The organism is Helicobacter trogontum (assembly GCF_000765905.2).
GTDB lineage: Bacteria > Campylobacterota > Campylobacteria > Campylobacterales > Helicobacteraceae > Helicobacter_A > Helicobacter_A trogontum.
On the sequence record NZ_JRPL02000002.1, the window covers coordinates 141,002 to 155,376 of the forward strand.

General features: G+C 33.9%; 11 protein-coding genes. 4 read left to right on the plus strand and 7 right to left on the minus strand.

Annotated features, from left to right (window positions below):
• Window positions 1–267: 267 nt before the first annotated feature.
• Window positions 268–1,437 carry a DHH family phosphoesterase gene (locus LS81_RS01650; protein ID WP_034346380.1) on the minus strand — a complete coding sequence of 390 codons (1,170 nt, stop codon included), beginning with the start codon at window positions 1,435–1,437 and terminating at the stop codon, window positions 268–270.
• 226 nt (window positions 1,438–1,663) lie between these two features.
• On the opposite strand from LS81_RS01650, the gene LS81_RS01655 reads away from it, so the two are divergent.
• Window positions 1,664–2,416, plus strand: coding sequence for an NYN domain-containing protein (locus tag LS81_RS01655; RefSeq protein WP_034346377.1), 753 nt, complete (start codon window positions 1,664–1,666; stop codon window positions 2,414–2,416).
• Between the two features lie 63 nt (window positions 2,417–2,479).
• Here the strand turns inward: LS81_RS01655 and LS81_RS11185 are convergent, their stop codons facing one another.
• From LS81_RS11185 to panC, 4 genes are all read right to left on the minus strand, one after another.
• Window positions 2,480–2,626, minus strand: coding sequence for a hypothetical protein (locus LS81_RS11185; RefSeq protein WP_161976737.1), 147 nt, complete (start codon window positions 2,624–2,626; stop codon window positions 2,480–2,482).
• A gap of 57 nt (window positions 2,627–2,683) precedes the next feature.
• Complete coding sequence (locus tag LS81_RS01660) at window positions 2,684–3,538, minus strand: transporter substrate-binding domain-containing protein (RefSeq protein ID WP_104696446.1); 855 nt, start codon at window positions 3,536–3,538, stop codon at window positions 2,684–2,686.
• Window positions 3,539–3,693: 155 nt separating this feature from the next.
• Window positions 3,694–4,971: a hypothetical protein gene (locus tag LS81_RS01665; RefSeq protein ID WP_034346376.1), complete on the minus strand. Its 1,278-nt coding sequence runs from the start codon at window positions 4,969–4,971 to the stop codon at window positions 3,694–3,696.
• A 66-nt stretch (window positions 4,972–5,037) separates the two neighbouring features.
• The gene (panC, locus tag LS81_RS01670; protein WP_081955967.1) at window positions 5,038–5,865 is read right to left on the minus strand and encodes a pantoate--beta-alanine ligase; all 828 of its coding nucleotides are present in this window, start codon (window positions 5,863–5,865) and stop codon (window positions 5,038–5,040) included.
• 728 nt (window positions 5,866–6,593) lie between these two features.
• Between panC and gabT the strand changes: the two genes are divergently transcribed.
• From gabT to LS81_RS01685, 3 genes are all read left to right on the plus strand, one after another.
• On the plus strand, window positions 6,594–7,850 hold the full coding sequence (gene gabT / locus LS81_RS01675; protein ID WP_034346373.1) for a 4-aminobutyrate--2-oxoglutarate transaminase: 1,257 nt from the start codon (window positions 6,594–6,596) through the stop codon (window positions 7,848–7,850).
• Window positions 7,847–9,292, plus strand: coding sequence for an NAD-dependent succinate-semialdehyde dehydrogenase (locus tag LS81_RS01680; RefSeq protein ID WP_034346372.1), 1,446 nt, complete (start codon window positions 7,847–7,849; stop codon window positions 9,290–9,292). The genes gabT and LS81_RS01680 overlap by 4 nt, the downstream gene beginning before the upstream one ends.
• A 231-nt stretch (window positions 9,293–9,523) precedes the next feature.
• Entirely contained in the window at window positions 9,524–10,834 is a 1,311-nt protein-coding gene (locus LS81_RS01685) for an aromatic amino acid transport family protein (RefSeq protein ID WP_034346369.1), read from the plus strand.
• Between the two features lie 25 nt (window positions 10,835–10,859).
• On the opposite strand, the gene ribD is transcribed toward LS81_RS01685, so the two are convergent.
• Both ribD and LS81_RS01695 read right to left on the minus strand, forming a co-directional pair.
• Entirely contained in the window at window positions 10,860–12,089 is a 1,230-nt protein-coding gene (gene ribD, locus LS81_RS01690) for a bifunctional diaminohydroxyphosphoribosylaminopyrimidine deaminase/5-amino-6-(5-phosphoribosylamino)uracil reductase RibD (protein WP_034346367.1), read from the minus strand.
• 277 nt (window positions 12,090–12,366) lie between these two features.
• A complete protein-coding gene (locus LS81_RS01695) occupies window positions 12,367–13,170 on the minus strand; it encodes a 3'-5' exonuclease (protein WP_034346365.1) in 804 nt (267 codons plus the stop codon).
• Between the last annotated feature and the right edge of the window lie 1,205 nt (window positions 13,171–14,375).

A 14,375-nucleotide genomic window follows, 5' to 3' on the forward strand; every position in this document is an offset into this window, starting at 1 on the left:
TGTTAAAAGATGTATGCCTTGAGGAATCTGGACTTCTTTAAAATGCAATGCTAAGTATAATGCAAGTTGAATGTGGATTCTAGAAAAATTAGATTTGTTAAAAGTTTAAACTCACAGATACTTTATATAAGTTAGTTTGTATTTTTGCTATTGCGAAGTGATCGTGCCTTAATAAGCAACAACTCTTCATACAATTATATGAATTAAATCCATCTTTATATAATAAAGGTGTTTAGACTCTAAGATCTATTATTTTACACAGAGTTTTTATAACTCCCACTCATCTTTCATTTGCAAGTGTCCTTGCACCTGTGTCCTAATGTCATCATATATAAAACTTTCTCTAAAGCTATCAATACGTCCACCACTTGCATTTTTATGTCCACCACCATTAAAGCACATTTGGCTTAATGCACTCACATCGCAATTTCCATTTGAACGTAAACTCACATTACCTCTATTGCTGACATCCATGTAGAAATCAAATTCCTCATTATCTTGTAAGAATTTATTTGCTACAACAGAAATACCCCCCATACCATAGCTTAGAAAGCCTACTTTATTTTCAAAATACACCTTGCATTGTTCTTTCTTTGCTTCAAGTAATCTAACTTGTGCGCGTGAGACGATATTATCCATCGTTTCATTATCTTTATTTCCACCTAGCACTTCTTTTTTAATAAAAAATAACGCATTATCAAACCCTACTTCATCAAAAGCTTTTCCATCTATGCACCCACCACTTTTTTCTGTATCACATTCAACAAAGAAACTACGACTAGATTCTAGCAACTTAAGCTTATAGTTTCTATTTTCATCATCAAACATAAAACGATTAAATTCATTACTTGATGCAATAAGGCTCATAGCAACCTTACCACATTCAAAGCCAAAGCCATCTTCAAGCCATATATCCACGGAGTTAATCATTTCAACTATAGGTTTTAGCCATTGTTGCACTGAAGTTTCTAGACCAAAACGCTCTAATAGATATTCATATGTAATTTTTGTAGCACAACGATTGATGTCAAGGTAATACCAATTATACATGTTTGCACTCTCTTCACCTGTTGCGTGATGATCTAGCAACACAATTTCAACATCAACCTGTGTCATCTTTAGCTCTTTGACTTGTTCGCTTAGAAATTTTGATTCATTTAGGGTGAGGTTTAAATCTGTGATAAGGATGATAAATTGCTCTTTTTGCTGGGTTTTATTGTGTTCTCGTTCCATTTTTATGGGTTTGCCAAACAACATGCTTGTATTATCTGTCTGTATTTTGTGAGATTCTATATCACGCAAAATAGCCTGTAATCGCACCATAACTTCTCTGCCATAATTTGCGTTATAGAATGTAATGTTTTGGAAAAATTCACGTGAAACAAATTGACAGCCATAGCCGTCTAAGTCAATATGTGAGAGATGATAAACTTTCATAATAGCTCTTTCTGTGGAAAAATGTATTGTAATTAATCAACACAATTATAGCAAAAAACTTTCTATTGCAAACATAAATGAGCATTAAGCAAAAGACTATTTGCTTCTTTTTGTAGGTTTCTAAAAGGTTTAATAAACATTGGGCAAAATTTAATGTATTATTGTGAGCAAACTAGAGTAATTATTGGGGAATCTTTTTATTCTATATAGAAGGGAGTAACACGATATGATAGCTATCTTATTTGATTGCGAAAATGTATCATCTACACACATTCCGTTTGTTCTAAAGAGACTAGAGCAATTTGGTAGGGTGATTCTTAAATATGCTTTTAAAGATTGGAGTAAGCAAAGTGATTGGACACAAAAAGTGATTGAGAGGTATGGCATGATACCTATTCAAGTTTTTCGACATAAGTACTTTAAAAATACAAGTGATTTACGAATCCAGGCGAGTGCTTATAAGATTTTGTATGAAAGCAATATTCAACATATTTGTATTGTTTCAAGTGATAGTGATTTTAGAGATATAGCATTAGAGATTCAGGCAAAAGGTAGAATCTCAATTGGCTTTGGTGAGGTAAAAACACCTCAATCATTACAAAATGCCTATACGCATTTTATCTGTTTGCCGAGTAAAAGTCCAATGATAAGCAACAATGTAATAAGCACAAATAAAACATTTGTTGCTGCTCGTAATCATAATAATAAAATATCTACAGCTAAAACCCTGCAGACAAAGCCAACAGAACTCATTATCCTAGAAAATGCTATTAGGGTTTTACAAAATGCACAAGGATTTTGTCACGTTGCAAAACTTGCTAGGTATTTATTAAAACAAGATGTTAGTTATAGCTTAGATGGAATTTTTAGGGCAAAAAAATGGATAAATGTTTTTGAGCGATATCCAAATGCCTTGCATTATGAATACACAGGTGCAAATAATAGCACTCTTATTGTAAGCCTAAAGAGCAAATCTTAAAATCTGTTGAGGTTATGGATTATTATATATTCTTATTGTGCATTGCATGAGTATGTAGGATGGTTAGAGTGACATGCGTAGTATCGTGTTGTATATCTTTAAGCACACTGCAAACACTTTAATATCCTGCAATAACATATCAATACATTTTTTAGTGTTGTTGTGTAAAAGTTTGAAATAATGCGTTTGTGTGGGTTGTACCCACAACATAACCTTGAGATAAGACACTCTCGCCTAATTAGAGCTACAAGGATTATATATCATGTATTACTTTGTAAAAATAACCATATCAGCAGTAATTTCACTACCAAATTCATTAGCTAAAGTTGCCTCATAAGCCTCTTTGAAAAACCCTTCTTTTCGCAAAGTATCAATTTCTGCATTAAGCCAATCAAGCAACTCTTTATTGCCTTGTTTAACTGCCGGAGCAATTACATCCTGTTCGCCAAGAGATTGGATTCCAACCTTGTAATCTGGATTATGTTTTACCCATGCATAAAGCATTGTAGAATCATGAGCTAAGGCGTCGCCTTTCCCTTGTTGGAATGCTTGAAATGTTTCTGTATTTTGCTCAAATTTGAGTAAATTTATACCGCTCTGTTTGCTAAAGTAAATATCAGCAGTTGTGCCTTTATTTACTATTAAGGTTTTACCTTGCAGCTGCTCCTCACTCGTGATGGTTCCACCTTTGCTTACAACACCTAATGTTACTTTCATGTAAGGTTGTGCAAAATCTACTTGTTTTTCTCGCTCGGGTGTCTTTGTAAAGTTTGCCATGATAATATCAACTTTGTTTGCTTTCAGAGCACTTGCACGCGCCGCAGCTTCAACAGGCACAAACTCAATCTTATTTTCATCGCCCAGCAAATCTTTTGCAAAACGTTTTGCAATATATACATCAAAGCCTTTATACTCATTATCTGCATAATATCCAAATGGCGGTTTATCGCTAAATACACCTATGCGAATCTTGCCATTATTCTTGATTGTTTCAATGGCACTTTCTTGCTGTTTTGCTTCTTTCTGCTTAGAATCTCCGCATGCAAGCAATCCAAACATAATTGCACCACCTAAGACTAATGCCATACTAGAACGAAATATTCCCTTATAATTAAAAGCCATACAATGCTCCCTTTCAAAATAAAAATACTAGAGTTGCAAGTGTAGCATATTTATTGCCTATGTGTAATAAAATTATAAAAATATTGCATTATGGTAAGACATTGTAAATATGAACTCTATAATTTATAGTTTATTACTAATATAGTTATAACATATTAGAACATAAAACGCAACCCAGCATTAATCTCAAGTGTATTTGGTACACCTTTGCTAAAATGTGTGCTGCTTATGTGTGTAATTGCACTTAGAGTTTGCGTGATACCAAACTCAAGCATAGCATTAAATTCATTTTGCATAAGATTTTTTTGATTGCCACCATAATAACTTGAACCATTAAAAAAAGTTGCACCATAGGCAAAATACATATTCAACTTATTATCAAGTAATCCAAGCCTTGTTGCTGCATAGATTAAATGAGCATTGTTTCCCATTTTTATAGCACGACCACCCCATACAAAAAAAGGCTGAATGTTTGTATAAAAAGTGCTTGACATATCTGCTTGTGTACCATTGCCAACACCTAAAATCCCAAGACTACCCATACCCGCATTACCACTTGCAACATAGCCAATCATAGCATCAATATTTTTATATCCAATTGTAATTTTTGAATCAAAAAGAAATGTGTTATTGTGGAAAGATTTTAAGCTCTTGTGATCTTCAAAACTTCCAGCAAAGCCCAAATCAGCACCAAGCCACCACACATTACCGCCATTAAACCTTGTAGCAAAATGCCCTCTTATGCCAGCAGTTGCAAACACATTTGGTATAAAAGTGCTAAAACCATTGATATATGAACTATTTTTTATATCCTTTTGATCTCCGTTGAAATAATATCTTAATCCAACGTTAAACCAACCTGTTTTATCAAGGGGCATGAATTTTGTTATTTCATAATAACTTACACGACCATAATTATACGCCCATATAGCTTCAATGACAAGATTTCGAATACTCCCATTCCTTACCCAAATTCCATCAATTAGATGGTTAATCCATGGGCTAATGGGTTGAAATCTCCCAGCCTTAATCGCAGTATCACCATCAAAGTATTCTACAAATGATTCTCCTAGTGCGACGCTACTACCACCTAGTATCTCATTTCCTGTATTATTGTAAAAGTATCGTTTTACACCATCATTGTAATTGAGTAAACCTTGAGAAGCACGAAAGGATATTGCCGCACGTAGATTGTAATAAAACCCAGTTGTATAACCAAGTCCAACAGAAGCATTTAATAATCCTGTATTACCTAAAAAACGATTTGATCCATATAAATTATTAGCATAGTACCCACCGCCACCACTTGACATGTAATGTCCGTATAATACAATGTCAACTTGTTTTGTACCATTTAATAACGCAGAATCAAGAGTCTTATATTGCCCAAAGGCTAAAGCAATTGCAAAAAAAAGTAGAATAAAAATACGCATAACACTCCTTGTTGCATATAGAATCTAGAAAGTAAGATTGTGTAAAGCGGAATAAAATAAAGTTTGCTATTCTATCCAAAGATTATCAAGCAATCGTATCTTCCCAATACGAACTACAAGTAAAAAAATACAATTCTTTGCTGTTGTGGCAAAAGTTAAATCATGGTTATAAAAATCCATGTAATCTATTGATAGATTCTCTAATATTTGCATTGCTTCTTGCTTTAATATAGCAATATCTCTTTGGTTGTGTTGTGTGATGAGGTTTTGCAAGTGTAGTATCGTCCTTGGTATAGCAAGAGCAAGCTTTCTCTCATCCTCATTTAAGTATATATTTCTTGAGCTTAGAGCTAGGTTGTCATGATCGCGCACTATCGGCATACCTATAATTTCTATTGGTAAGCATAAGTGTTGTACCATTTTTTTTATAATGAGTAGTTGTTGTGCATCTTTTTGTCCAAAATATGCTCTTGTTGGTGTTATAAGATTAAAGAGCTTTAGTACAACTTGCAAGACACCCCTAAAATGTGTTGGGCGATAATAACCCTCAAGAATGTAGCCCATTTTTCTTGGTGGCTCTATCGTGACTTCGTCATCTTCTGTGTATAGAATATTAGCTGATGGGGCAAACACAATATCAGCTCCGATTTCTCTACACATTTCAATATCTTTTTCAAGTGTGCGTGGGTAGGTTGATAGATCTTCTGTGGGACCAAATTGTGTTGGATTAACAAAAATGGATGCAACTGCTATGTGATTTTGTGCTACGTTGGCTTTTATAAGACTTTTATGTCCATTATGTAATGCACCCATAGTTGGTGTTAATCCAATATCAAGCATTGTGAAATGGAGCTTGGAATTTTTATCTTCGTTTTGTAGTATTGCATGATTCATACCTGTTTGGATGCAATGTATAGTTTGTGTATTATTTGTCTCAATCTTTGTTTGCAAAAACGCAAGATATTCTTGTTGTTTTATCTGTAAGGCTTGTTTTAATTCTTCTTTTGTTGTTGCGATAATGCAATCTTTATTGTTTTGCTTAAACTCCCTGTAATCTTGCAACATAATATAGTTCCTCTGTTGTTATGAAATAAAACGTTATTGTAGCGATTTCTTCAAACCTTTTGTGGATTTGGTGACAAAAAACATCAGATTTTATTTTATAACTCTAGATTCTAAATTATTTCAATTTATTGCACAAATATACTTCAAATATTCACATTATTATATTTCTTGGTGTATAATCTTGTTGGCAAGATACTTTATGTGTTACTTAATAATACAATTATATAATAGGCTTGTATATTTAAGTAACATATTGTTTATTGCAAAAAAATCTATGGAATCTTTTTATGGAATGCTTGTGTAACCGCATTTTTATCATTAAAATTTTCTTTTTAATTTTCACACATTAAAAATTTATGTGTATTTCCCAAGTCTATCTAACAAAAATAAAATCTGATAAGTAAATAAATATTGTGTAAAAAAGTAATCATAAGATAATTAAAATGCAAAACATTGTATGTTTTTTATATTTTTTTCCTTTTGTTGTGTTACATTTTAGCCAAGCATTTTGCAAGACAAGATGATTTTTACAATTTTTGATATAAAGGATGGATTCTATGAGTGACTTAATGAAACGCAGAGAAGAAGCAACACCAAAGGGTATTGGTGTGTTGTGTGACTGGTTTGTAGAGAAAGCAGAAAACGCAACGCTTTGGGATACAAACGGTAAAGAGTATATTGACTTTGCCGCTGGTATTGCAGTGCTTAATGTTGGACATCGGCATCCAAGAATAATTGAAGCGGTAAAAAAACAACTTGCCTATTTTACACATACAGCATATCAAGTAACACCTTATGAAAGTTACATTGAACTAGCAGAAAAAATTAATGAATTAGCACCAATTAGCGGCAAAAAAAAGACTTGCTTTTTTACTACAGGTGGAGAGGCTACAGAAAATGCTATCAAGGTGGCAAAGGCAAAAACAAAAAGATATGGTATTATCGCTTTTGGCGGAAGCTTCCATGGTAGAACAGCAGCAGCAGTGGGTATGACAGGTAAAGTTGTACCTTATAAGGCTGAACTTGGTATAGGTATGGTTGGAATCTATCATGGACTTTATCCAAATAAATTGCATAACATCAGTGTAGAAGACGCGTTAAAAAGCCTTGATCATATTTGTAAAAGTTCTATATCACCTTATGATGTTGCAGCTATTATCTTTGAACCAGTACAAGGTGAAGGTGGATTTAATCCTGCACCTAAAGAGTTTGTTGAAGGTTTGCGTGCGTTTGCTGATAAATATGGTATTGTCTTAATTGCTGATGAAGTGCAAACAGGATTTGGCAGAACTGGTAAGTTGTTTGCAATGGAATATCATAGTGTTTCACCTGATATCATTTGTATGGCAAAAAGCCTTGGTGGTGGATTCCCTATCTCTGGAATCGTGGGCAAGGCTGAGATTATGGATTGTGTAAGTGCTGGTGGTATGGGCGGAACTTATGCAGGTAGCCCTCTTGCAACTGCAGCTGGACTTGAAGTATTAAAGATTATAAAAGAAGAAAATTTGCTTGATAGATCAAACAAACTTGGAGAGCAACTCAAGAATTTCTTGCAAGGATTGGGACATAAAGAGATTGCTGAAGTGCGTGCAGTAGGCTCTATGGTAGCAGTCGAATTTTTCAAAAATAATGAGCCAAGCAGTGATATTGCGAAAAAGGTGCAAACACTTGCTATGTCAAAAGGCTTGTTGTTGCTTACTTGTGGTAGTTATGGCAATGTTATTCGCTTCCTTTATCCACTTACTATTCCACAAGAGCAATTTGATAAAGCGTTGAATATCCTTAAAGAAGTTATTGCGGAGGCGGTAAAATGAGTTTGAACGCACAGCATTTAGCACTTTTGGAGCATGAATTTGTCTCTCAAAGTAAAAAGGATGGATTTATAGCGGTTAATAATCCTGCAACAGGTGAAGATTTAGCATTTGTGTATGATGTAAAAGAGCAAGAACTGCAAGATATTATTGTAAAGTCTCAGGCTGCGCAAAAAAAATGGGCAGCTCTTTTAGCCGTCGAGAGAGCAAATATTCTTTTGAAGTGGTATGATTTAATGCTTGAACATAAACAAGCATTAGCTGAAATTCTTACGCAAGAGATGGGTAAACCACTCGCTGAAGCAAGTGGTGAGATTGTATATGCAGCTAACTTTATCCGTTGGTTTGCTGAAGAATGTAGACGTATTGATGGTGATATTTTACAATCTGCACAACAAAATCAGAAGCTACTTGTACTTAAGCAGCCTATAGGTGTTTGTGGGGCGATTACTCCGTGGAATTTTCCTTCAGCTATGATTACAAGAAAAGCTGCACCAGCTCTTGCGAGCGGTTGTTCTATGATTGTAAAACCTGCTACACAGACGCCTTTAAGTGCGTATGCACTTTTAGTGCTTGCATATAAAGCTGGGATTCCAAAAGATTTATTACAGGTTGTAACGGGTAAAGCTAGTATGATCAGCAAGGTGCTTTGTGAATCTGATATCGTGAGAAAAATCACTTTCACAGGTTCAACAGAAGTTGGCAGAACCCTCATGGCTCAAAGTGCAAATACGATTAAAAAACTTTCATTGGAGCTAGGTGGTAATGCTCCATTTATTGTTTTTGATGATGCTAATGTTGATGAAGCTGTGAAGGGTATGCTTGCTTCTAAATTCCGCAATAGTGGACAAACTTGTGTATGTGCAAATAGAATCTATGTGCAAAGTGGAATCTATGATAAAGTGGCACAAGCATTAAAACAAGAAGTAGAGAAGTTGCAAGTTGGTAACGGCTTGGAGTCTGGAACGACACAAGGTCCTCTTATTGATACAAAGGCTGTTGCAAAGGTGGAAGAACATATTGCTGATGCAACAAGTAAGGGTGCAAAAATATTAAGCGGTGGTAAAGCACATGCTAAGGGGTTAAGCTTTTTTGAACCTACGATTTTGACTGGTGTTACAAAAGATATGGCGGTAGCAAGAGAAGAGACTTTTGGTCCGTTAGCACCACTCTTTAAGTTTGATACAGAGGAAGAAGTTATTGCTATGGCAAACAATACGGAATTTGGATTAGCAGCATATCTTTACACAAATAATGCAGCAAGACAATGGCGTGTTGGTGAAGCATTGGAGTATGGTATCGTTGGTATTAATACTGGGATTATCTCAACTGAAGTTGCACCATTTGGTGGCGTAAAACAAAGTGGCTTAGGTAGAGAAGGTTCAAAGTATGGTATCGATGATTACCTTGAAATTAAATATATGTGTGTGAATCTAGGTAATTAATAATCACACACTTTGATGGCTTTGCAATAAGGTATTGCAAAGCCATTTTAATCTATAACAATTTTTTATACAAAGCAATGTATTCTCATGTTAGTTTAGAATTAATGTTTGATATATATCTCAACATTGGCTTATAGGTCAATGTTGTCATTGCATTAAATCTTAGTGTAAAACACAAATTTATCACTACTTTATTGTAGTCAAAAAATAAGAATAGTTGAGGAGCATATATTGAAATTAGAAGACGCTAAACAGGAATTTATTGCCGAACTTAAAGGGCATCCGAAAACAAAAAAGCTCACATTTCTTGAGGGTGTAGCAATGCTTGTTGGGACGAATATAGGTATTGGGGTTTTAAGTATAGCTAATACTGCAAAGGGGGCAGGTTTTTTCCCACTTTTGTTTTGGCTTGTTGTTGGTGGTATTCTCTCAACTATTACTATGCTTTATATTGCTGAAGCTACATTGCGGACAAAAGCGCATTTACAGCTTACAGGGCTTTCTGTCCGTTATATTGGACCAGTGGCAAAACATCTTATGTTTATTTCTGTGGCAGTTACTGCTGTTGGAGCATTAATTGCCTACGAAGCCGCTGCGGGTAGAATCATACATGAAATATTCAATATTCCAGAGAAATGGGGTAGCATTTTGTTTTTTATCCCCGCATCAGGTGTGTTATGGCTTGGATTAAAAGCAATTGGGCGTGGGGAAAAACAAATTATTGGTATAATGTTTGGCATTCTTGTGGCTCTTGTTATAGCAACTTTTTTTAAAGGAAATCTTAATTTTAATAATGCTCTTGAGATGCACTGGAATTTAGTTGCCATTTTACCTATATTTAACACTGTGGTTTTTGTGTATTCTTCACAATATATTGTTCCAGAAATGGCTAGGGGATTTTCACATAAACCAGAAATGCTTCCAAAAGCTATTGTGCTTGGAAATTTTATCACATTTGCATTGCTTGCTCTTGTTCCACTTTCTGCTATTGTTTTAGAAGGGCTAGAAAATATCTCGGATGTTGTTACAATATCTTGGGGTAAAGCTATTGGCGATTGGGCTTTTTTAGTTGCGAATTTGTTTGGTTTATTTGCGGTATTGACCTCATATTGGGGACTTGGTGGTATGTTTATTACTAATATTGCAGACCAAATCAATAAAGATGCGGACAACAATTTATCTTTACGTTTTATTATATTGCTTTTTGTAGCTGTTCCACCGTTAGCTATTGTATTGCTTAAAGTTGTTGATTCTATAGATCAGGCATTATATTGGCCTGGTGTCGTGGGTGCATTAATTCTTAGCTTTTTCCCAATACTCATTTTACAAAATGCTCGTAAAAGGGGCGATTGTCCCGCAACGTGGGTATGTCCTACTATACTTACTAATTGGGGAGCAAAGCTAACTATTGTTTGTGTGTATTTGTGTGCCACATTCTTTAGTATCGCAGCAAAATATGGTTTCTTGGATGACAACATTGAAACGATTAAAAAAATTCTTGAAATGATCGGTAGGGTGATACTTAAAATAATTAAAGTGTGATTATCTGTTTTGGATAATGAGCGTGTTAAGTGCTAAGATTTGTTTTTATCCCATTGATAAATAGATAATACATTATATTTGTCATAGCTGTATTGTTTTTTGTTGTTACATTTGCTTTTTTTAACCAAAAGTCTGTAAGTGTTAGCGTGTGTGCTAGTGTATATTGATTTTGTTTTGTATTGGTATGAGATTTTATCATAGCTTTATGTAGCACATTTTTACCAAGATGAAAAATGGGGGCGATATAGCCCATGATACAATCAATTTGTGCAGTATTAGTTCCCTCCATATCTTGCAATAATGAATTAAGGAGTGTAAATCCTCCTTCAATCACTTTAAAGCCATCGCGTGGAATCTCTGCTATAGAGCGAATAATGGATACATTTCTATGTGCTATATTGTAGTTTTTGAGATCTTTGTCTTGCATAGTTTTGCTAAGAATTAGAATCTTTGGAATTGGGGTGCCTTGTTTGTAAAATGGCAGTGAAAAGCGTGTATCAAGCAGAGGATTATCATCTCTTAGTGTAGCCCCAGATACGATAATATAATCAGCAATGCAACGCATATTGTGTGTAAAGATTCTAGAATCTTCATTGCTAATCACACCATTCTTATATTCACCATGCAATTTGTGCGCAATTTTAAACAGAGTGAAACTTTGCTTCTTTTGCCATTGTAAAAATGGAAAAAGAAGCATGTGTGCCTCATCTCTTAAGATTCCATGTGTCATAGGAATATGTGATAGTGTATTTGACCCACCACGTGCGTTTGGCGTATTATCTTCATGCGCTATAACAATGCGTTTTGGTTGTATTGTTTTTAAAAGCTCTGCACAAGGTGGAGTTTTACCATAATGATTACAGGGCTCTAATGTTACAAAAAATTCGCATTCATGAAATATACCACTATGGTACATTGTAATAAAATCATGTATATGCTTAGAATCTTGTATATTTTGCAATGTCTCTGTAAGATATAATAATGGATTATCCTTATTTAATCCTTGCTTCTTGCAAGTTTCTAGGATTGCACTCTTTGCTATTTCATCGTGTGTGATCTTATAGAGAAATGCTTCTTTACATGCAAGTACTTCAGCATGTGATGTACCAGCTTTTTCATGTGCCTGCAATGCAATGATTGTGTTATTGCAAAGTATAAGTGCACCAACACAAGGATTTGGCAGTGTCAATGTTTGGAAATTCCAGGCATAATCGAGTGCGATACGCATAAAATGAGAATCTGAATCATATTTCATATAACACGCTCCATGTTAGTTTTATAAAACAAATTCTATCTAAAAACAATGACCTCATATTATAATACTTCGTTTTAATACATAAATTTTATTTTTGTGTATTTTTAGCTTGTGCTAATTATGCTCAATTTTATATTGCAGAGAATAGCACCATAAGGTTTTTACTTAAACACAAAAGTCAAGATAATTGCAGCATAAGTTCAATTAATCTTTTGCACGTTTATGTCTAACCTTGCAATTATGTAAAATGATGTTAGTGTTGTATCTCTTTGTGTGCCTAGCTATAACGCTTTAACTCTTCATTCAAAGATTCTACAAAAGCATTTTTATATGGTGCATCTTCGGGTAAAGATGATTTCATCGCTGTAAGATTTGCTAAATAGTCATTCATTTGCAGCATACCTTTTGTAAGCTCAAACTTTAAGAAAAGCCAATAGGTATTTAACACATCACTTTGACAATAAAAGTCAACTCTTGCTAAATCATTATCTTGAAAAATAAGCTCATATACTTGGGAACCACTTACCTCATACTTTCCCATAATACCTGCCATTTTGCAAAGTGCATCAAGACTAAGCGATCTTGTTGCGCCATAATTTCCTAGTGTGTCAAAGAGATCAAGATGGAATTTTTCACTATATCTTTGGCGATAATTTTCCCATTTATTTTTCCCAAATTGATGATTATCAACTTCATAATACCCAGATAAGTTGATATTATATTTCAATGATCGAATGCCAATAAGTGGCATGTCATACCCCCTACCATTAAAGCTTATAAGTCGTGGATTTTTCTTATTTAAAAAGCTACTAAACTCTTGTAATAGGGCTGATTCTCTATCTTCTAGAGGAACATTTTTTGCAAAATGTCCAACCTTAATAAAGTTGCCATAATCATCTGCTAACACACTTGCAATCGATATGATTTTATGAAAGCTAAGAGGCAAAAATTCACTACCACTATTTTCCTTTTGTTCTGCAAAGGCTTGTTTGCATATTTCCATAGCACTGCCCTCATAATGATAGATTGATTGAAGCAACTCTATATCTGGCACACTTTCAATATCAAAAACACAAATCATGCATAATACCTCTGTAATCGAATTTGCTATACACTAAAACACATCGTATATTTTATAAAATATTTTATCATTTTTTGGGAATCACATATGTACTCAACGCTTGGAAACATTTTAAAAGATTTGAAGCTCAATAGCACATTTTACCCATTGTAACGATTGATATTACTTTTATGTTTTTGTTTATTATCTGCAGGTAAAAGTGTCTTTATGTTCGTGTAATAACAATCCCTTGGAGCTAAACTTATTTGCTTTATCAGGTTCTATCGTATTAATATCTTCTTGTTTACATTTTTGCTTACTATATAATATTTCTTGTTGCAATCATGGCTATTTCTATGACATTGTATAGAAATAATATTTTATCATTGCTAGGTCTGTTCTGCAATATTATTTTAATTGAAAATTCCCTAGTTTTAAGGATTAAAAGAGTGAAATTATTAATAAATCAAAACTCATCACTTTGTCATATCATTGTTTGAAGCAACAAAACGCCTTAATCTCCTTGATTTAGGTTAATGGTTGTTTTACAATATTGTAAACACATAAGGTTTTGTAAAAATCTATGGAGCGTTCTCAAGATGGCCTATCTCTAGATTGGAATATATTCCTAACTATCTATACCATTTCAGATCTGTATGCAGTATATAATCTTTTCACTTTCTTGTTATAACTCATGCTACAATCTACAAAAAAAATAATTCATAGCTATTTTAATTTTCATAAGATATCAATGTTGCATATATATCTATGGAATAATATATATTTCACACTTGGATAATGCTATATGTATTTTTTGAGAAATATATGGAAGTGCCACTATATGGTTTTGTGAAACATTGCAGGAGATGGGTTAAATATATTACATATAAAGTATTATAAAGTGTTTTAGATAGGAGAAACTATTAGATTATAGAGATTATGTTTGTTGTGTAATATACTCTGCTAGATTGCACAATGCAATTATATTAAGCCATATTTGCGAGATTTTAGCCTGCAATATGACTAATTATTGATATCTTTGAAACTATACATAGATCTTATACACAAAAAATATTGAATAACACATGTTTTAAGGCTTTTATCTTTGTGGAATCCTTTAGGTGTTTGGAGTAAGTGTGTAAGGATTCATTGCCCCGTTATTTCATGTTTGCATCAATGGCGTAAGCTTGAATATTGCACATTGTGTTTATGATTATTTGCTGTTG